Source organism: Williamsia sp. CHRR-6, from assembly GCF_018474015.1.
In the GTDB taxonomy this organism is placed as follows: Bacteria; Actinomycetota; Actinomycetes; order Mycobacteriales; family Mycobacteriaceae; genus Williamsia_A.
On record NZ_JAHCSG010000001.1, the window covers coordinates 1,209,087 to 1,229,679 of the forward strand.

Sequence of the window (20,593 nt, forward strand, 5' to 3'; positions counted from 1 at the left end):
ACGGATCGGCTACCGCTGGCCACAGACCATACGAAGCAACCATCACCGGCGGCTCAGGCGAAGATCAACGCATCATCAACTCGCCGACGCCAACAGCCCGATGGCCGTGATGATGACCCCATGGCGGGTGAGCACCCACAACCGCCGGAGGTGCTGTGGGCACCTTCGGACGAGCGGATCGCGGCCTCGGCGTTGCGCGAGTACCTGGACTGGCTGGAGGATCGCGAGGGACGCGAGTTTCGGGATCATGATGCGCTGTGGGCCTGGTCGGTGGCCGACCTGGACCGATCCTGGACCTCGATCGTCGACTACTACGAGATCGGGCTGTCGCGACCGTGGGCGCAGGTGCGCACCACCGAGGCGATGCCGCGCACCCGGTGGTTCCCTGGTGCGCAACTGAACTGGGCTCGGGAGGCACTCCGGCACGGCCGCGACGACCAGCAGGCGCTGGTGTGCGTGCGCGAGGGCGACGGACCCACCCGCCACGTCACATACACCGAACTTCGCCGGTCGGTGGGGGCGTTGGCCGGGTGGCTGCGTCGCGCCGGGGTTCGACCGGGCGACCGCGTGGCCGCTTATCTGCCCAACACCGAGCACGCGGTGATCGGCGTGCTCGCCACCGCGGCGGTGGGGGCCGTATGGGTTTGTTGTGCACCTGATTTCGGCCCGGACGGCACCGTCAGCCGACTGTCCCAGCTGACGCCGAGAGTGTTGATCGCAACCGACGGCTACCACTGGAACGGCAGGACCGTCGACCGCAGCGATGTGGTGGAGTCGTTGCGGGAGAACCTGACCGGGCTCACCCACGTGGTGAGTGTCCCTTACGCATTCGGTCGCCCCGTCCCGCCGGACACAGTGTCGTGGGACGAAGCGATTGCCACCGATGCCGCCCTGGACTTCGAGCCGGTCGAGTTCTCCCATCCCCTGTGGGTGCTGTTCACCTCGGGAACCACCGGGCGGCCCAAAGGGCTGGTGCACGGGCACGGCGGGATCACGCTGGAAGGCTCGAAATGGGCGGGACTGTATTGCGGATTGCGGAATGGAGAGCGGATTTTCGCCTGCACCACCACCGGCTGGGCGTTGTGGAACATGCAACTGGGCGCACTGCTGCGCGGTGCGAGCATGGTGTTGTACGAGGGCAGCCCCGGCCATCCGGCGGGTGCGGTGTGGGCTGCGGCTGCCGACACCTCGACCGAGGTGATGCTGCTGGGCGCTGCGGTGGTCACCGCCACCGCCAAGACCGGCGTCTCGCCACGGGCCACCCACGATCTGTCGCGGCTACGACACCTCATGGTCAGCGGTTCGGCGCTGCCACCAGCGGGCTATCACAGGGTGTACCAGCATGTCTCGCCCGATCTCCGTATCGACTCCACCAGCGGCGGCACCGACATCTCCGGGTCGTTCGTGGGCAGCAACGAGTATGCGGTGGTGCGGGCCGGACGCATCGGTGGGCCACTGGCCGGGGTGGACTGCGCCGCCTGGGACCCCGACGGATCCCCGGTGATCGACGAGGTGGGTGAGCTGGTGGTCACCGCACCGATGCCGTCGATGCCGGTGATGCTGTGGGACGACCCTGATCACACCCGTTACATCGGCGCCTACTTCGACTGCTGGCCCGGGGTGTGGCGTCACGGGGACTGGACCACCATGCACTCCGACGGCTCGGTCACCATCCACGGCCGCTCCGACTCCACCCTCAACAGGCAGGGAGTTCGACTGGGCAGCAGCGACTTCTATGATCTGCTCGACACGATGCCTGAGATCGCCGAAGCGCTGGTGGTCGGGGTGGATCGTCCAGAAAGCGACTACTGGCTGGGATTGTTCGTGGTCACCACCCCTGGGCACACCCTCGATGAAGCCCTGCGTGAACGCATCGTGTGTGCTCTTCGCACCCGACTGACCCCGCGCCATGTGCCCGATGACATCGTCGCCGCACCCGCGGTCCCTCACACCCTCAACGGTAAGAAGTTGGAGGTGCCGATCAAGAACATGCTGTCGGGAATGCCACTGGCCCAGGCGGTTACGATGGCCTCGGTCGATGACCCCGACGCGGTCGCCTGGTACGCCGAGTTCGCGGCGCACCGATTCGGAGCACACCCACGCTGATCTGACCGCCGATTCACTCATCGATGGGCGGCGGCGGGTCATCAGAGATCGCCCGCGCGATTGCCGGCGACGCGAGTCGCCCACGGTTTCGGCCTGCTCCACGCTGGTGTGGGCCGAGTAGGACCGGCACCAAGACCCGCGAAGACGGCTACGCTCCTGGGCCATGGCGACACGTAACCAGACGTTCGACACCCCCGACCCGGACGATCCGCTGGACATCCACACGCGCGACTCCAACAACCACACACCGCTGCTGGCGGCCGCCTACCGCCTCGATGTGGCTGCGACTCGAGCGCAAATCGTCGCCGGTGCCGATGTGCACGCCGTCGAGGACCCGTCGGATGACGACAGCTACAACGCCATCGATCTCGTTCTCTCCGTCACCCGCAACGCCTACATTCCACAGACCGCCCAGATCTGTCGGATGTTGCTCGACGCCGGTGTGCCGGCCACCGAGCGAATGCGAACTGCGGTGCGCGGCATCGGAACGGAGTTCGAGTTCGGACGTTCCGGCTTCAATCCGGACTACGTCGCGCAGGTGGATGCAGGCCTGGCCGAGCTGTATGCGATGTTCGACGTCACCCCGGCCCCGGCGCATCAGACTCACGACGGTGTAAGCCCGATCAGCGTGGTCGCCACCACCTGGACGGAGCAGTTCAACGAGCTGTGGGACCTACTGGTGCCACCGTCGGGGGCGGCGCTGTCCGCTCAAGGTGAGGTGATTCGCATCTGCGGGCGCATCAACCGCGAACTACTGGGAACCGGTGGGGCCAACTGGGACCGGCAGTTTCGCGCCATGGTCGATACGGCAGTGGAGATTGTCAGCGGCGGGACCACGCTGCCTGCGGCGGACTTCAAGGACTACCGCGCTGCGGCCAAGAAGGTCCGCAAAGGCCGCATCGACGAGGAGGCCATCATGCGCATGATCGAACTCTCCGTCTCGTGGGTGCTGGCAAATCCCACCCCGCAACCCTTCTCGACCACCCGCTATACGCGCTGATCGGCGCCCACTGGACGAGATTTAGCGCCCAGTGGACGGGGACTTCCGCCCAACCGACGCCGGTTTCCGCCCAACCGACGCCGGTTTCCGCCCAACCGACGCCGGTTTCCGCCCAACCGACGTCAGGCGGCTCGCGCGGCCAGCGCTCGGGCCAGGTCGTCGCGGCCTTCGCTGACGTAGCGTCGGGTGGTGGCGTCGATGTCGGCTGATGCCAGCCAGGCATCCACCCTGGCCAGGGTGTCGGAGCTGGGATTGGCCAGCGGGAACAACGACTGCAGCGCAATCTGGCCGATCCACACACCCAGCTTGGGTACCACGGTCGCGGCCATCTCGAGATAGGTGTCGACGAACGGCGCCAACACCTCCGCCTGCCCGGCCACCTGGAACCCACCGGCATACGAGCGTCGAGTCTCGTTGGGGGTGGCCGGATCGATGGCCTTGTCCCACGCCAACTGCTTGGCCTCGGTGGTCGGGCGCATCGCGCTGACACGTGCTCCGCGCTCGGCACCGGAGTTGGTCGGGTCGTTCTTCAGCTCTGTCGCCAACTCGTCATCACTCAGGTCACCCAGGCGCGCCAGCCCGCCCACCAGCACCCAACGCAGATCAGGATCGATGGCCAGGCCGTCCAGCGAGCCACCCAGCAACTCCCGCAGCGGCGCGGGATCGGTTGCAGCGTCGGCGAATCCGCGTGCCAGCGCCAACTGGTGATCGCTGCCGGCCTCGGCGGCGCTGAGCAACGCATACACACCGTCAGACCAGCGGGTGCGCAATGCCGCGACAGCCGACTCCGGGGTGAACAGGTTGACTGCCGAATGCCCCTGGCGCAGCAGCGAAGCCACCGCGGTCAAGTCCGTTTCCGAGGCCACTCCGGCCAACACCAGATCGACGAACCGGGCGCCGGGCAGTTGCGCATCACGGGTCATGTCCCACGCCGCACCCCAGCACAGGGCCCGCGGCAACGAGTCGGCGAAGTGCGGGATGTGTTCGAGCAGAGTGCCCAGCGACCGCTCGTCCAGCCGGATCTTGGCGTAGGTGAGGTCATCGTCGTTGAGCAACACCAGATCTGGCTGCGGCAGCCCTTCGAGCTCGGGTACCGACGTCTGCGCACCCACCACATCGGTCTCGACGCGATGGGTACGCACCAGCGCGCCGTCGACAAGGTCGTAGAAGCCGATCGCGATGCGATGCCGTCGCAGCGTCGGATGATCGGGGTGGGCCGACTGTTCGACGACGAACGAGGTGAACGCACCGGAGTCGTCTACGTCGAACCGAGCCTGCAGCGTGTTGACCCCGGTGGTCTGCAGCCATTCCGCCGCCCAGCTATCCAGCTCGCGACCGGAGGCAGACTCCAACTCGCGCAACAGATCTGACAGTTCGGTGTTGCCGTAGGCGTGCTTGGTGAAGTAGGCCCGCAACCCGGCGGTGAAGTCCTCGAGACCCACCCACGCCACCAACTGCTTCAAGGCCGACGCGCCCTTGGCGTAGGTGATGCCGTCGAAGTTGGCCTCCACCGCGTGCAGGTCGTAGTTGTCGGCGGCGATCGGGTGGGTGGAGGGCAACTGATCCTGTCGATAAGCCCAGTTCTTGCGCTGGTTGGTGAAGCCGGTCCACGCGTCGGTGAACCGGGTGGCCTGCGCGGAGGCGTGGTGGGCCGCCCATTCGGCGAACGACTCGTTGAGCCACAGGTCATCCCACCACTTCATGGTCACCAGGTCTCCGAACCACATGTGCGCCATCTCGTGCAGGATGGTGTTGGCGCGTTGCTCGTAGGCGGCCTGGGTTTGGCGGCTGCGGTAGATCATCTCGTCGCGGAAGGTGACGCACCCGGCGTTTTCCATTGCGCCCATGTTGTATTCGGGCACGAACAGCTGGTCGTACTTGCCGAACGGGTAGCCCATGTCAAAGGTGCCCTCGAAAAACTCGAAGCCCTGCTTGGTGATCAGCAAGATGTCGTCGGCGTCGAGGTACTGCGCCAAGGACTGTCGACAGAACACACCCAGCGGAATCTCGCCGAACTTGCCGCTATAAGAGTCGCGCACCACGTGGTACTCACCGGCGACCAACGCGGTGATGTATGTGGACATGGTCTTGGTGGGCGCGAACTTCCACAGCGCGCGCCCCGAACCGAGATCGTCGGGCTCGGGGGTGGGCGAGTTGCTGACCACCTGCCAATGCGAGGGCGCGGTGATGTGGAAGGTGAACTGCGCCTTGAGATCAGGCTGCTCGAAGGTGGCGAACACGCGGCGCGCGTCGGGCACCTCGAACTGGGTGTAGAGGTACACGCGGTCATCGGTGGGATCGACAAAGCGATGCAGACCCTCACCGGAATGCGAATATGCACAGCGGGCTTTCACCACCAGCTCGTTGTCGGCGGCCAAGTCGGTCAGCGCGATCCGGCTGTCTGCGTAGGCATCAGTCCCGAGTTCGCGACCGTTGAGGACCACCGAGTCGAGTTCGGCGTCGACGAGGTCGACGAACGTCGAGGCCCCCGGGGTGGCCGAGAACGTCAGGGTGGTGATCGACCCGAACCGGTGGGTGCCCGATTCGGGGGCGTCGAGGGTGAGGTCGAGTGCGACCGCATACGTCGGGGTGCTGACGGTGGCGGCGCGCTGCTGAGCTTCTTCACGGGTGAGGTTGGTCCCTGGCATGCCCTCCACTCTGGCATAGCCACGCCCGATCAGACCGCTGACCTGCATCGGTAATGAATCCTTGACCCGTGGCGATACAGCCACTACCAATCACTAATGGTCCTCGTGCGTACCAGTCGCGGGGGCACGACTGAGGAGAGTCACATGAATCGCACGATCACCCGTCTGAGCAGCACCGCTGTTGCCGTCGCCGCCACCGTCGGCGCCGTGTTGGCCGCAGCACCCACCGCCACCGCGGCACCTGTCCCAGTGCGCGTCGACCAGATCCCGGCCACGTCTCTCACGTTGAACGGCCTGGTGGTCCCCAGCCTGTGGCTGGTGTCGATCAAGGTCACTTCGCCGGCACGGGGGGTGATCGAGATGTCGGTGCCCACCGGTCCCGAGCGGTGCGCCACCACGGCAGCACGCACGTCGATCCGACTGGACTATCTCAACACCGGTAACGGTCGCTTCGGGTCGATCGAGGTCAAGCCCTGCGACAACCGATTCATCAAGGCACCTCAAGTCGCCCGCGTGGCCATTGGGAGTGGCCGAGTCGTGGGCACCATCAATGTGCTGCCAACCGAACGAATCCAGGACGAACCCTTCTTCGGCCCCGGCCAGCCGTCGGGCCCGGGCTACGCCACCTTCGTGGTCCCCTGATCGCGCCGCGCTCACAGGTTCCCCACAGTCGGCGCGGGCTATCCTCATCTGCGTGAATACCGCCCTGGCCGACACCGCCGCCTCGACGACCACCCAGCTGGCCCTGCTGCCCGGCTTCCTCGACCCGATCACCCTGCTGGGGTACTTCGGGACGTGGGCGCTGGTGGGCCTGCTGGTGGTGATCCTCGTCGAGTCCGGCGTGCTGTTCCCGGTGCTACCCGGTGACTCGCTGCTGTTCGTGGCCGGCCTGGTGGTGGCGGGCAACTCTGACAAGGTCGAGAAGTTCGCGTCGCTGTGGCAGCTGCTGCTGTTCATCCCCATCGCTGCGATCATCGGTGGCCAGATCGGATATTGGATCGGCCGCTATGCGGGCACCACGATGTTCGGCGAGAACAAGCGCTTCCTCAAGAAGCGCTATCTCGATGAGGCGCACGAGTTCTTCGAGAAGCGCGGACCCATCACCATTTTCCTCGCGCGTTTCGTCCCGATCGTGCGCACGTTGGCCCCGATCGTGGCCGGCGCCGCCCGCATGAACGCAGCCCTGTTCACCGCCTACAACGTCGTCGGCGCCATCGTCTGGGGCTGCGGCATCACGCTGCTGGGGTATTGGCTGGGCCAGTTCTCGATCATCCAGAAGCTGATCGAGCCGATCTTCATCCTCATCGTGGTGGTGTCGATCCTGCCGATCGTCTGGGAGTACTACCAGCGGCGCAAGGCCGGTGGCGCCGACCCCGAGTCGTCCGAGCCTGCCGCCTCCTGAGGTGACCGAACGGCTGCGAGAAGCCGTGCGGGCGTTGGTGATCGACGCCGATGACAACGTGCTGCTGGTCCGGCTCATCTTCGATCGCGCCAGCCTGCCCGAGGGTTTCTGGGTGTGTCCCGGCGGCGGGGTGGAACCGGGCGAGACGCATGCGCAGGCGCTGCGCCGTGAGCTGGCCGAAGAAGTGGGGGTCGAGCTGGAGTCCCTGGGTCCGCTGCTGTGGCGCAAACGCACCATCTTCGACATCGGCGACTACGACGGGCAGCTCGACCACGTGTATCTGCAGCGGTTCACCGGAGCGCACACCCGCGGTTCCGCCGGACGACCGACGCTGGCGTCCTCGGCGCGCGCCGCCGAGGGACTGGTCGAGGTGCGCTGGTTCTCACCGGACGAATTGTCCTGCAGCACCGACGTTTTTGCACCCCGTACCCTGCCGCAGCTGATGCGCCACGTGGTCGAGCACGGCCCACCCGAGCAGCCCTGGGAACTCACCGGCTTCTGAGCCGACCGAACCCCGGCACGCGAACGCACCGGGGTTCGGCTTGGGCCGGTGAACCGGGTCGATCAGTGCTCGGCCACCGCCTTACGACCCAGATCCACACCGGCACTTCCGTAGTACTGCCGGAGGAACGGTGCGAAATCGTGCTCGAACCCACCGAGCGCCAACAGATCCGAGGTCGCCTCGGTGGCAGCACGTGCCGCCGCGCTGGGCTGCAGGACGGCGGGCCGTTCACGACCGTTGGGCCCCAGGGTCCCCCACATCTCAAAGGTCTCGGTCTCCTTCGGCAGCGGCTTGGCCGAGCAGATCGTCACCTTCTTCGACGGGCCTTTGCCGGTCAGGAAGTAGTCGATGATCGGCCGGTCGACACACTCGGTGCTGTAGGGAAACGCCCCGTGGGAGCTCTCGTTGTCCGTGGCGATGAAGCGCGCACCCGGCAGCCTGGTTCCGGTCACCGATCCCGCCTCGTATGCCGTCGCACCGTCGAGTTCATCCTGCAGGACGATCACCTTCGGGAAGGTCGCAGCGTTGACCGTCGGGTTGGTGTTGGGGCTACGCCAGAAAGCGCAGGCGGGTGGGGCGACGAAGCTGCCCAGCGATGCGGCGAACGGTTCCTCCTTTGTCTTGCGGGCGTTGAGGTCGTTCCAGTACTGCAGACCTTGCGTCCACTGCCCGTCGTTGCAGGCCACGAAGTCGAACACCGACTCGTACTTCACGTTGTCGGGGTCCACCGCCGAGCGGGAGACCTGCGACAGGTCAGTCAGAGGGGCCACCAGGGCGCTCAATCGCTGCGCCGAACGCTTCTGCGCTTGGGTGGACGTCGAATCGGCGACGATCTTCGACATCGTCGCGCGCACCTCGCCGGCCGGATCCGCTGGCTGGATCTCGGCGGTCGAACTCGTCATCGGATCCGATGACGACGGCGGGCTCGACGGGGTGGTGCCCGCCTTCTCGCCGGCGTTGATCAGATCGACCACCACATCGGCGGCATCGGTGATCGCAGAAGACTTGTAGAACAGGTTGCTGGCACCACTGAAGATCCAGGTGATCTTCACCGTGCTCGCCGACAGCTTCGACGTGGCGGCAAAGTAGCGCTTGTAGAGCGCATTTCGGTCGGTACCGAGCTTGTAGAGGTCGTTGTGCCGGGTGATGTAGGGCAGCAGTTCCTCGGTGAAGATGCGCTCTCGAGCGGTTGTCTGGAAGCCGAAGGTGCGCTGCATCGTCGGCTCGGTCACGTCCAGAGCCGAATCGAGCAGCACCTTGTCGGTATGTGCGGCAAAGGTGTTGGCATACCGGGTGCCCAGCCAGGTGCCGTAGGAGTACCCGACGTAGCTGATCTTGCGTTCGCCGAGCAGCACCCTGATGAAATCCATGTCGTAGGTGGTCTGTTCGGTGTTGACCAGCTTCACATCCGGTGTCTCAGAACACAGCTTCGACTGGTCCTGCAGGCGCTTGATCGCGTCGCTGAGCACCTGGGAGATCTCGCAGCCCGCGTGGGTCGACTGCCCCACGCCGCGCGGATCGAAACCGACATAGTTGTAGTACGGCTGCAGGTCGGGCGTGCGAATCTGCATGCCCGCGGCCCACGGCAGGCCATCACCGCCGGGACCACCCGGGTTGACGAAGATCGTCCCCTTGTGGCGGGAGTCGGTGAGTGCGCTGTTGAACGCTTGCGACACCCGGATGTTCCAGGTCTTGCCGTCGCGCGGATTGTGCCAATCGCGCGGGACCTTCACGGTCGTGCAATTGACGTTGGGTTGCGCGAATTTGGCATTGGTGTCGGGATCACCGTAGTCGCAGGCTCCCCAGGTCAGTTTTTGCTTGGTCAGGGAACCCGCCAATGCGGCCGTGTCCGGGGTGGCCGGCACGGATGCAGTGGGGGCCGCGGTAGCCGCCGCGTAGGTGGAAACGCAGGTCAGGGCAGTCGCAGTCACCACAGTGAGGGCACGACTCAGCCCGCGAGCAGTAATCATGGATGAGTACTTTCTCTACGCTGTGCGGCGTTACCCGGGTGGCCACACGAAGGTGTCGAGCTCGTGAATCAACGGAATTGTCGAGACGGAAGAACGTTAACTCCGGAGCGGGAGGTGATCGTGACGAAAACCGTATTGTCCTGTTGATTCATAACATCTGATTCGCGCGAAACGTCGGTGATGTCGGATTGCCTCACCACGCGGTCGAGGGGTCAGCGTGCTGACGGATCCAGGCGTGCATGGCGATCCCGGCCGCCACTCCGGCGTTGATCGATCGGGTGGACCCGAACTGCGCGATCGACACCGTCAGATCGGCGCGCGACACCGCATCGGGACTCACCCCAGGGCCTTCCTGCCCGAACAGCAACACACATTCCCGCGGCAGCTCTGCGGTCTCCAACGGCACCGAGCCCGGCGTGTTGTCCACCGCCACCACCGAAAGATGTTGTTGAGCTGCCCATTCCATCAACGAATGCACATCGGGATGGTGGTGGAGATGTTGGTATCGGTCGGTCACCATGGCGCCGCGCCGATTCCAGCGACGGCGACCCACGATGTGCACGGCGGATGCGGCGAAGGCATTCGCGGTGCGCACCACCGTGCCGATGTTGGCGTCGTGCGCGAAATTCTCGATGGCAACGTGGAATTGGTGTCGGCGGGTGTCGAGGTCGGCGACAATCGCCTCCCGCGTCCAGTAGCGGTAGGCGTCGACGACGTTGCGGCGGTCGCCTTCGACGAGCAGCTGCGGGTCATACCGGGGATCCTCGGGCGGTGGAGTACCGCGTTCGAGGAGCCATGGCCCCACCCCGACGAGATCATCTGCGGGCGTGGTCCATTCGGTGGGACCCGGCTCAGCCGAGTCCGATGTCATCCAACCCCAGCAAGTATCGGTAGGGCACGCCTTCGGCCTCGATGACCGCCTGGGCACCGGTGGCCCGATCGACCACCGTGGCCACCCCGACCACCTCGGCACCGATCTCGCGGGCCGCGCGTACTGCGGTGAGCGGGGAGTTGCCGGTGGTGGTGGTGTCCTCCACCACCAGAACCCTCTTGCCGACGATGTCGGGACCCTCGATGAGCCGTTGCATACCATGGGTTTTCGCGGACTTACGGACCACGAAGGAGTCGATGGGGCGGCCAGGCGCATGCATGATCGCGGTGGCCACCGGGTCGGCACCCAACGTCAGACCGCCGACGGCGGCGTAGTCCCAGTCGGCGGTCAACTCTCGCAGCAGGGAGCCGATCAGCGGCGACGCCTCGTGATGCAGAGTGGCCCGGCGCAGGTCCACGTAGTAGTCGGCCTGGGCACCCGAGGACAGGGTCACCGCCCCGTGCACCACGGCCAGTTCGGCCACCAGCTCGGCCAGGCGTTGCTTGCTCACGCGTTCACGCTCTCAGTCCTCGGTCGGGCCACGGTCGGGGCGGCGGCGTACCGGCATCGGTTGCATCCGGCGACCCGAGTCCGGTGCCGCAGGCGGTACCGGCGGCCGCGTCGTGCGCATGGACCGCTCACCGGTCGCGGCAGGCTCCCGGATCTTCTCGCGCCCGATGGACTCGGTCTTCTGTTCCACCAGTCCACGACGAGCCCGACCGGTGGGACTGGACGGATCACGAGGATCGGGGCGCGGAGCCGGATCGACGGTGGGTGGCAGCACCCGCAACAGATCTGTGAAGCGACGCACCGTCTCCAACGCGGTGTCCAGGCGTACCGGGTCGTTGGTCAACGCCATCGACGCCACCGACCAGTGGCCTTCGTTCCAGAGGATCTCGATGAAATCCGGTGCGTTGGTGGCCAATGCGACCATGCGGCGATCGCAGACGCGGCGAGCGATGTCGAGGTGGGTGGAGAACATGACCCGGCGACCCATCGCACCGAGCAGTTCGAGGTCGTCGTCGGTGGGGGCCAGCACCTTCTCCTGGCGCACGTCGATGACCACCGGCGAGGCGATGGATCGGCGGATGGCCACGATGGTCGCGGTCTCCGCGAGATCGAAGGCGACGGCCTGATCGCCGTAGTGGCGACCGAACACGATGTCGCAGATCTCGACGTGATCACCGATGTCCATCGTGGCGCGGGTCAGCTCGCGGCGCAGCGCAGGCACACCGTCGGCCGACGAGTCCTCGGCCGCGACATAGGTGAACCCGTGGCCGTCACCCCACACCGCGCGTTCCTTGCGTACCCCGGCCACCCGCCGACGGTCCAGCCACAAAAGAGCGACCGCACCGGCCAGGGCCACGGCGGCGATCACGAAATAGACGGCGGTCATCGCGTGCCAGCCTAGTCAGTTCGGCGCCGAGGAGAACGCCCAGGCGGACATGTGTGTCGCAGTCATCTCGTCCACTGCGTCCTCAGGGGTGGGATCCGGACTTGACCGGCGGCGCCGGGGTGGTCACCCGACCGTCGACGACGAGGTCGGCGGTCATGGTGTCCCCCGCGACCAGCACATGCACCACCACCAGATCACCGACGGCCGGAGCCGGCTTGGTCTGCTTGTCTGCAGACTCGTAGTGGGTATCGCCGTTGAGCACGATCCGGTGGCGTCTGCCGTCGCTGACGTGCAACACCAGAGAGGTGGGCGTGAGGGTCTCGACGGTGCCCAGGATCATCTTCGAGCGAGACACCACGCTGGGCGCCAGCGGGGCGGTGCTGGGCAGCTGCGCACCGATGGGCAGTGGGGTGCCGTCCGGGCTGGGGGCGAGCATCTTCATCTGGGCGGCGGAGGTGGCGTCGGAGTCGTCGCCGCGATCGGCACCCACGTGCACGCTGTAGGCCAGTCCGATCCCCGCGATCAGCAAGCCCAGCAGCGACAGCATCGTGGTGGTCGACGCCCAGCGACGCCGACCGTCGGGGTCACCGGCGCGTGACCGCTTCCACAGCAGACGCATCGGTGCCACCTCCTCCATCCATCGGTTTCGCGACCGAGGCTAGGAGCACACCCTGAGATGCGGCTGTGAGTGATAACGATTCGGTCTCAGCGCACGTAGCCGACGCTGGTGTCCACCGCCCCCACAAGCGGCTCACCTGCAGCGTAGGTGCGCAGCCGACGCAGGAACTGATCTGCCAACGCCTCGCGCCACCCGGTCACGTCCCCACTCATGTGCGCCGACAATGACACCTGCGGCAGCGTCCACAGCGGTGAGTCCGCGGGCAAGGGCTCCACCTCGGCGACGTCCAACGACGCCGCGGCGATGGTGCCGGCCTGCAGCGCGGCCACCAGATCGGTCTCCACCACCAGGTGTCCGCGACCCACGTTGATCAGGTGCGCAGAGGGTTTCATGGCGGCCAGCACGTGGCCGTCGACCAGACCGCGGGTCTGGTCGGTCAGCGGCGCTATGAGCACCAGGTTGTCCACGTCGCCGACGTGATCTGCGAGATCGGCAGTGGCGATCACCGCGCCGAAGTCAGGATCATCGGATCGGGGCACCCGCCCAGCACCGCGCACATGCAGACCCGCGGCGCTGAGCAGCCGGGCGATCTCGCGACCGATTGCCCCGGTTCCCACCACCAGCGCGCTCGACCCGGTCGTACGCCGCGTCTCACGCCACTGCCAGCGTCGTTGTCGCTGCAGGTCGCGAGACTCCAACAGCCGTTTGTCCCAGGCCATGATCGAGGCCAGCACGAACTCCGCGATCGGCCGGTCATAGACACCGCGCGAGTTGGTGACCACCACCGGCGAGGCTCGCAGCTCATCGAACATCAGCTTGTCGACACCCGCGGCGCTGACGTGCAACCACCTCAGATCCACTGCGGCGCTCCAGTTCTCGCGGATCGCCACCGGGTCGTTCTCCCACAGGAACAGGGCATCGGCACCGGGCAGCGCCGTACCCAGATCGGCCGCGGTGGCCACGGTGACCGAGGCCAGCGCCTCGATCTCGGCCATGTTGTAGGGCAGTGGTTCGCCCGGGCGCGTCAACATCACCAGACCGACTGGGCGCGTAGGAGTGCTCACCGCCGCCACCCTACTTCGCACAAATGTAGATTGTTGACAATCTGACCCTCGGACCGGCACGGTGGTGCCATGACATCCACGCTGTCCCCGGCCACCACCGCGCGCCCGCGCGCCACCTTGAGCCCGGCCCTCAAGCAGGCCACCCCGGTGGTGGTCGACTCCGCGGCCGGATCGTGGATCCACGGCACCGACGGCCGCGACTACCTCGACTTCACCACCGGCATCGGGGTCACCAGCACCGGGCACTGTCACCCCCGGGTGGTGGCCGCAGCCCAGGAACAGTGCGCCCGCGTCATCCACGCCCAGTACACGACCGTGCTGCACACTCCCCTGCTGGAACTGACCGACAAACTCGGCGAGGTGCTGCCCACCGGGCTGGACTCGGTGTTCTACGCCAACTCCGGGTCCGAGGCGGTCGAGGCGTCGATCCGGTTGGCGCGCATGGCCACCGGGCGACCCAACATCGTCGTGTTCCAGGGCGGATTCCACGGTCGGACGGTGGCCGCAGCCAGCCTCACCACCGCAGGCACCCGGTTCTCGGCCGGCTTCTCCCCGCTGATGGCCGGGGTGCACATGGCTCCGTTCCCCTACGCCTTCCGTTATGGCATGGACCAGCAGGCCGCCGTCGATTTCGCCCTACGCGAACTGGACTACCTGTTCGCCAGCCGAGTAGCCCCCGCAGACACCGCCGCCCTGCTCATCGAGCCGGTGCTCGGCGACGGGGGCTACCTGCCGGCACCACCGGCGTTCCTGCACGGCCTGCGTGAACGGGCCGACCGACACGGCATCGTCCTCATCGTCGACGAGGTGCAGTCCGGGGTGGGCCGCACCGGACGATTCTGGGGCCACCAGTTCACCGACGGCCTCATCCCCGACATCCTCATCACCGCCAAAGGCATCGCCTCGGGGTTCCCCATCTCCGCCATCGCTGCCCCCACACCGCTGATGGCCCGCGCCTGGCCGGGTTCACAGGGCGGCACCTACGGCGGCAACGCCGTGGCCGCCGCCGCCGGGGTGGCCACGCTGGCGGTGATCGCCGAGGAGAACCTGGTCGACAACGCCGCCCAGCGCGGCGATCAGATGCTGGCCGGCCTGCGCGCGCTGGCCGCCCGCGTACCCGCCATCGGTGATGTCCGCGGGCTGGGCCTCATGGGCGGCATCGAGTTCGTCGATCCACACGTCGGCGGTTCGGTGCCCACCGCCGACGCCGGGACCGCCGCCGCGGTCCAGAAAGCCTGCATCGACCAGGGCTTGCTCACACTCACCTGCGGTCCGTTGGGCAACGTCATCCGGTTGATCCCACCGCTGACCGTCACCGACGATGAGATGTCCACCGGACTGTCCCGCTTCGCCGCCGCCGTCGACGCGGTCGTGGGCTGATACTGGACCTCATGACCATCTCAGCCGAGCTCGACCCCAGCCGGTCGGCGTCGGCGCTGCAGGCCCTGGGTCTGCAGGTCGACGCGTCCTCGCGCCGCCGCGCCGAGTACTCCTACGATGCGTCGAACTACCGTCTGTCGCCGCTGTGCGTGGTGTTCCCGCGTACCGACGCCGAGGTGGCCACCGCGGTCAGCTGGTGTCACCGCAACCGGGTCCCGATCATCGCCCGTGGCGGCGGAACGGGTATGGGCGGCAACAGCATCGGCGAGGGTGTGGTGCTCGACCTCTCGCGCCATCTCAACGCCGTACTCGAGGTGGACGCCGAGGGCGGCACCGCACTGGCCCAGGCGGGGGTGGTGCTCACCGAATTGGCGCGTCAGATCCGCGAATCCAGCGGCGGCACACTCACCTTCGCCCCCGACCCATCGAGCCAGTCCCGCGCGTGCCTGGGCGGTGCGATCGGCAACGATGCCTGCGGCAACCATTCGGTCCGGTACGGTCGCACCACCGATCACGTGCTGGAGATCAACGTGGTGACCGCGCAGGGACATCGGCTGACCGCCGACCGCACCGGGGTGCGCGCCACCGACCCCGCTGATCACCTCGCGCGCCGGCGAGCCGAGGACATCAGCGACGAACTGCGGGCACTGGTGGCCGACAACCTGGCCGCATTCCGTACCGAACTCGGTCGCATCCCCCGCCAGGTGTCGGGGTATCACCTGCGGCATCTGTTGCCGGAGAACGGTTTCGATGTGGCGCGGGCCCTGGTGGGCACCGAGGGCACCTGCGCGGTCATCGTCTCCGCCCGCGTCGCCCTGGTGCCGGTGGCCCACCATCCGCGGCTGCTGTGCGTCGGCTACGACACCGTCGTCGACGCCGCCCGCGACGTGCCCACCATGCTCGAGTTCTCCCCGTCGGCCATCGAAGGCATCGACGAGGCGATCGTGGCGACGATGCGGGCTCGGCGCGGACGCTCGGCGGTGGACGGTCTGCCGCAGGGGCGCGCCTGGATATACGTCGAACTCGACGAGCACAGTTGCAGCGACGTCGAGCAGTCGCTGCGCGACCTGCAGGACAAACTGCGGGCCGCCGGACGGATGATCGACTCCACCATCGAGACCGACCCGACCCGACGCGCCATGCTGTGGCGGGTACGCGAGGACGGGGCCGGACTGTCGTCGCGGCTGGTCGACCTCGACGACCCGGACGCCGGCCACGGTTACGAATCCTGGCCGGGCTGGGAGGATTCCGCGGTGGCACCGGAGAATCTGCCCGAGTACCTCGAAGGGTTCACCGCCCTGCTGCAGCGCCACGGACTGACCGGGGTGATGTACGGCCACTTCGGGGCCGGATGCATGCATGTACGCATCACCTTCGATCAGCGCACCGCGGCCGGTCGCGCGGTGATGCAGGCCTTCGTCCGCGACGCCGCCGAACTGGTCGTCGCCCACGGCGGCTCACTCTCGGGTGAGCACGGGGACGGCCGAGCGCGATCAGAGTTGCTGCCGATCATGTACTCGCCCAGCATGATCGCGGCGTTCGCCCGGTTCAAACAGATCTGGGACCCCGAGAACCTGCTCAACCCGGGCAGCATCGTCGACCCCGACGCCATCGGCGACCACCTGGCCCTCGACGGCGTGCCCGACCGCACGTGGGCGACCACGTTCGACCTGGGTATGCCGATGCAGAACACCGACGGCAGCACGCTCGATCCGTTCGTCCACGCCACCCAGGCGTGCATCGGGGTGGGTCGTTGCCGCACCCACACCGGCGGGGTGATGTGTCCCAGCTACCGGGCCACCCGCGACGAGAAGGACTCGACCCGCGCCCGCGCCCGGGTGCTGCAGGAGATGCTGCGCACCGCACCCGACGTCGAATCAGGTTGGCGCTCAACCGACGTCCGCGAATCGATGGACCTGTGCCTGTCGTGCAAGGCGTGTAGTACCGACTGCCCCACCGGGGTGGACATGGCCACCTACCGGTCGGAGTTCTTCCACCACTTCTACCGTGGTCGATTGCGGCCGAGGTCGCATTACGCACTGGGCTGGATGCCTGCGTGGCTGCGTCCGGCCACCGCGATGGCCCCGCTGATCAACGCGGTACTGGGCTCGCCGCTGGCGCGCCCGGCGGCCCGGGTCGCCGGACTCGATGCCCGCCGCGCGATGCCACGCTTTGCGCGCCGGAAAACTGTTCGTGCCCAGCTCGGTTCATTGCAGCGGCACGACACCGCCGACGTGGTGTTGTTCCTCGACTCCTTCACTCGCGCCTTCCGACCCCACGTCGGGGCCGCGGCCGCGCGTGTCCTGGAGTCCGCGCAGACCACCGTCAGCTGCGAACAGGAGAACTGTTGCGGGCTCACCTGGATCTCCACCGGACAACTCGATCGCGCGCGAAAAGTGCTCACACGCACCGTGACCGCGCTCGATGACGGCACCACGCGCCCGATCGTGGTCCCCGAACCGAGCTGTGCGGCCGCCCTGGCCACGGACCTGCCCGAGCTGGTGCACACCGACGCCGCCCGGCGGGTGGCCGCGCGAGTGCGCAGCTTCGCCACCCACGTCGGGGTGATGCTCGACGAGGGGTGGACGCCACCGGCGATGCCCGAAGCGGTGACCGTGCAGACCCACTGCCACGAGTACGCCGCGTTCGGGCCGCAGACACAGGCCGCCGTCCTGCGGCGCCTGGGGGTGACCCAGGTGCGAAGTGCCGACGGATGCTGCGGTGTGGCAGGAAATTTCGGCTTCGAGCGGGGCCACTACGAGGTGAGCATGGCCGTCGGCGAGCAGGCGCTGGCCCCGGCGCTACGGTCTCGAGACCCTCGGCATCCGGTGCTCACCGACGGTTTCAGTTGCGCCATGGCCGTCGACCAGTTCGCCGCCACCGACCCGACGGTGGGGTCCGCGGCCGGCCGCCACCTCGCCGAGCTCCTCGACCCCGACCCCAGCCCAGAAAGGCACCCATGACCACGTTGCACACCGACCTCTTCATCGACGGCACCTGGAGCCCGGCCGCCTCGGGTGCTCGGTTCGCGGTGGAGAACCCGGCCACCGGTGTGCAGATCGCAACCGTGGCCAACGGTGACGCCCACGACGCGCAACGAGCCATCGACACCGCGGCGGCCACGCAGCCGAGCTGGGCAGCGACCGCACCGCGCTTCCGCAGCGAGATCCTCTACCGCGCACATCGACTCATCCTCGACCGCGCCGACGACCTGGCTCGGATCATGACCACCGAGATGGGCAAACCACTCGCCGAGGCCGCGGGCGAGGTGGCCTATGCCGCCGAGTTCTTCCGCTGGTTCGCCGAGGAGGCGGTTCGGATCGGTGGCGATCACACCACCACCGGCGACGGCGCCAGCCGCATCCTGGTGACCAAGGAGCCGGTTGGCCCGTGCGTGTTGATCACCCCGTGGAACTTCCCGCTGGCCATGGGAACTCGCAAGATCGGTCCGGCCGTGGCCGCCGGCTGCACCATGGTGTTCAAACCCGCCGAACTGACCCCGCTGACGGCGTTGGCCCTGGCCGACATCCTCGCCGAAGCAGGCCTGCCCCCCGGTGTGCTCAACATCGTCACCACCGACACCCCCGGCCCGGTGGTGAGCACCTGGATGGACAGTGGCCTGGCCCGCAAGATCAGCTTCACCGGGTCGACCGAGGTGGGCAAACTGCTGCTGCGGCAGGCCGCAGAGAACGTGATGCGCAGCTCGATGGAGTTGGGCGGCAACGCGCCGTTCATCGTGTGCGCCGACGCCGACATCACCGGCGCCGTGGACGGTCTGATGGTGGCGAAGATGCGCAACATGGGTGAGGCGTGCACGGCAGCGAACCGAGTGTTCGTGCACCGCAGCGTGATCGATGAGTTCGGGGCGGCGCTGACCGAGCGCATGTCGGCGCTGGTCGTGGGTGACGGATCGACCCAGGGCACCCAGGTGGGCCCGCTGGTGGAGGCCAAGGCCCGCGACAAGGTGCAGCAGTTGGTCACCGACGCCGTCGCCGGCGGAGCCACCGTTTTGTGCGGCGGTGCGACACCGGACGGTCCGGGCTATTTCTACCCGCCCACCGTGCTGACCGGGGTACGCCCCGACGCGGCCCTGATGCACACCGAGATCTTCGGACCGGTGGCGCCGCTGATCCCGTTCGACGACGAGGACGAGATGGTGACGCTGGCCAACGACACCCCCTGGGGTCTGGTCGGTTACCTCTACACCCGCGACATCGATCGCGCGCTGCGGCTGTCGGCGGCCATCGAGGTGGGCATGGTCGGTCTCAACACCGGTTTGGTGTCCAACCCGGCCGCACCGTTCGGCGGGGTGAAGCAGTCGGGGCTGGGCCGGGAAGGTGGCCGCGTGGGCATCGAGGAGTTCCTGGAGACCAAATACCTCTCCATCCCCCGGTGAGGATGAGTGCGAAGATGGGGGCGTGAGCCACCCGACCTCCGCCGAACAGCGGGTCCTCGAACGCATCGACGAGCAGCTGATCATCGATCTGACATGCGCATTGGTGCAGGCGCCCAGCGTGAATCCCGGTGGCACCGAGGCTGATGCGGTGGCCGTGCTCGCCGACGCCGCGCGCGGTGTCGGTCTCGAGGTGGACGTCTACGACGTGTCACCGCAGCGCCCCAACCTCATCGCCACCTACCGGGGTGGACCTGAGCCGAGATCCATCGGGCCCGGTCTGATGTTCCTCGGGCACTCCGACGTGGTGCCCACCGGCCCCGGGTGGACCGGCGACCCATTCGTCGCGCGACAGCTCGAGCAGCGGATCATTGGTCGCGGCGCAGCCGACATGAAGGGCGGATTGGCGGCCATCATCGCCGCGCAGGCCGCGCTGATCGGTGAGAACCTTAGCGGTCCAGTGCAATTGGTGTGCACGGTCGATGAGGAGGAACGCGGCACCGGGGTGCGCGAGTTGGTACGTCGAGGCGGCACCGGCGGTGGCTTCCTGGGGTGCGTGGTGGCCGAGCCAACCCAGTTGCAGACCGTGATCGCCTGCCGCGGAGCGTCATACATCGAGGTTGAGGTGACCGGTCGGGCCGCGCACTCGGGCCGCCCGGCCGACGGTCGCAGCGCCATCGACGCGGCCGCCCGCATCATCGAGATCATCCGCACCGACCACGACACGATGCAGCAGCACCTGGACCCGTGGTTGGGGGCAGGAACCTGGAACGTCGGGACCATCGTTGGTGGACAGGGCATCTCGGCGGTGGCCCCCAGCTGCTCCCTGGGGATCGATCGGCGGCTGATGCCCGACGAGGACGCCGAGGCGATCGCGGCCTGGCTACGCACGCAGGTGCAGGCGGCGGGTATCGACACCGACGGGATCGCGGTGGATGTGGCGATGACCATGCAGATGCCGGGGTTTCGCACCGACCGCGATCACCCGTTGGTGACCGCGTCGATGCAGGCCGTGTCCGCAGTGGGCGTCACACCGTCGGTCGGCGGGTGGACTGCGGCGTGTGACGGCGGATTCGTCAGTCGAGACCTGGGTATCGACTGCATCGTGCTGGGCCCCGGCGACATCAACACCCAGGCCCACCAACCCGACGAGTCGGTGGCGATCACCGAGCTGGTGGCCGCCGCGCAAATCTATGCGTTGCTGGCGCTGCGGCTGCTCGGACGCGGCTGACGCGGTGACGC

Annotated in this window: 16 protein-coding genes; 9 read left to right on the forward strand and 7 right to left on the reverse strand. The window is 67.4% G+C overall.

What is annotated here, in order from left to right; all coding sequences use genetic code 11:
* Nucleotides 1–120: 120 nt before the first annotated feature.
* The gene (locus tag KIK15_RS05405) at nt 121–2,106 is read left to right on the forward strand and encodes an acetoacetate--CoA ligase (protein ID WP_214243052.1); all 1,986 of its coding nucleotides are present in this window, start codon (nt 121–123) and stop codon (nt 2,104–2,106) included.
* Between the two features lie 163 nt (nt 2,107–2,269).
* Nucleotides 2,270–3,106 (forward strand): hypothetical protein, encoded by an 837-nt coding sequence (locus KIK15_RS05410; RefSeq protein WP_214243053.1) that lies wholly within the window; start codon nt 2,270–2,272, stop codon nt 3,104–3,106.
* A 122-nt stretch (nt 3,107–3,228) separates the two neighbouring features.
* Here KIK15_RS05410 and pepN read toward each other — a convergent pair whose 3' ends face one another.
* Nucleotides 3,229–5,754 carry an aminopeptidase N gene (pepN, locus tag KIK15_RS05415; RefSeq protein WP_214243054.1) on the reverse strand — a complete coding sequence of 842 codons (2,526 nt, stop codon included), beginning with the start codon at nt 5,752–5,754 and terminating at the stop codon, nt 3,229–3,231.
* Between the two features lie 144 nt (nt 5,755–5,898).
* On the opposite strand from pepN, the gene KIK15_RS05420 reads away from it, so the two are divergent.
* The 3 genes from KIK15_RS05420 to KIK15_RS05430 all read left to right on the forward strand — a co-directional run bounded on the left by KIK15_RS05420 (nt 5,899) and on the right by KIK15_RS05430 (nt 7,658).
* Nucleotides 5,899–6,396, forward strand: coding sequence for a hypothetical protein (locus KIK15_RS05420; protein WP_214243055.1), 498 nt, complete (start codon nt 5,899–5,901; stop codon nt 6,394–6,396).
* A 64-nt stretch (nt 6,397–6,460) separates the two neighbouring features.
* Nucleotides 6,461–7,156, forward strand: a complete 696-nt coding sequence (locus KIK15_RS05425; protein ID WP_250324244.1) for a VTT domain-containing protein — start codon at nt 6,461–6,463, stop codon at nt 7,154–7,156.
* A 1-nt stretch (nt 7,157) separates the two neighbouring features.
* Entirely contained in the window at nt 7,158–7,658 is a 501-nt protein-coding gene (locus KIK15_RS05430) for an NUDIX domain-containing protein (protein ID WP_214243057.1), read from the forward strand.
* Between the two features lie 62 nt (nt 7,659–7,720).
* Here KIK15_RS05430 and KIK15_RS05435 read toward each other — a convergent pair whose 3' ends face one another.
* The 6 genes from KIK15_RS05435 to KIK15_RS05460 form a co-directional block, all read right to left on the reverse strand.
* On the reverse strand, nt 7,721–9,589 hold the full coding sequence (locus KIK15_RS05435) for an alpha/beta fold hydrolase (RefSeq protein WP_214243058.1): 1,869 nt from the start codon (nt 9,587–9,589) through the stop codon (nt 7,721–7,723).
* 232 nt (nt 9,590–9,821) lie between these two features.
* Complete coding sequence (locus tag KIK15_RS05440; protein WP_214243059.1) at nt 9,822–10,499, reverse strand: RNA methyltransferase; 678 nt, start codon at nt 10,497–10,499, stop codon at nt 9,822–9,824.
* On the reverse strand, nt 10,480–11,010 hold the full coding sequence (gene pyrE, locus KIK15_RS05445; protein ID WP_214243060.1) for an orotate phosphoribosyltransferase: 531 nt from the start codon (nt 11,008–11,010) through the stop codon (nt 10,480–10,482). Before pyrE ends, KIK15_RS05440 begins: the two co-directional genes overlap by 20 nt.
* 12 nt (nt 11,011–11,022) lie before the next feature.
* On the reverse strand, nt 11,023–11,895 hold the full coding sequence (locus KIK15_RS05450; RefSeq protein WP_214243061.1) for a hypothetical protein: 873 nt from the start codon (nt 11,893–11,895) through the stop codon (nt 11,023–11,025).
* An 82-nt stretch (nt 11,896–11,977) separates the two neighbouring features.
* Complete coding sequence (locus tag KIK15_RS05455) at nt 11,978–12,514, reverse strand: hypothetical protein (protein WP_214243062.1); 537 nt, start codon at nt 12,512–12,514, stop codon at nt 11,978–11,980.
* 86 nt (nt 12,515–12,600) lie between these two features.
* On the reverse strand, nt 12,601–13,587 hold the full coding sequence (locus tag KIK15_RS05460; RefSeq protein WP_374222819.1) for a D-2-hydroxyacid dehydrogenase: 987 nt from the start codon (nt 13,585–13,587) through the stop codon (nt 12,601–12,603).
* 60 nt (nt 13,588–13,647) lie between these two features.
* Here KIK15_RS05460 and KIK15_RS05465 point away from each other — a divergent pair, with 60 nt between their 5' ends.
* The 4 genes from KIK15_RS05465 to KIK15_RS05480 are packed head-to-tail and all read left to right on the forward strand — an operon-like array spanning nt 13,648 to nt 20,582.
* On the forward strand, nt 13,648–14,958 hold the full coding sequence (locus tag KIK15_RS05465) for an aspartate aminotransferase family protein (protein ID WP_214243064.1): 1,311 nt from the start codon (nt 13,648–13,650) through the stop codon (nt 14,956–14,958).
* Between the two features lie 11 nt (nt 14,959–14,969).
* On the forward strand, nt 14,970–17,921 hold the full coding sequence (locus KIK15_RS05470; RefSeq protein WP_214243065.1) for an FAD-binding and (Fe-S)-binding domain-containing protein: 2,952 nt from the start codon (nt 14,970–14,972) through the stop codon (nt 17,919–17,921).
* Nucleotides 17,918–19,354, forward strand: coding sequence for an NAD-dependent succinate-semialdehyde dehydrogenase (locus KIK15_RS05475; protein WP_214243066.1), 1,437 nt, complete (start codon nt 17,918–17,920; stop codon nt 19,352–19,354). The genes KIK15_RS05470 and KIK15_RS05475 overlap by 4 nt, the downstream gene beginning before the upstream one ends.
* A gap of 22 nt (nt 19,355–19,376) precedes the next feature.
* Nucleotides 19,377–20,582 (forward strand): M20 family metallopeptidase, encoded by a 1,206-nt coding sequence (locus KIK15_RS05480; RefSeq protein ID WP_214243067.1) that lies wholly within the window; start codon nt 19,377–19,379, stop codon nt 20,580–20,582.
* Nucleotides 20,583–20,593 lie beyond the last annotated feature (11 nt).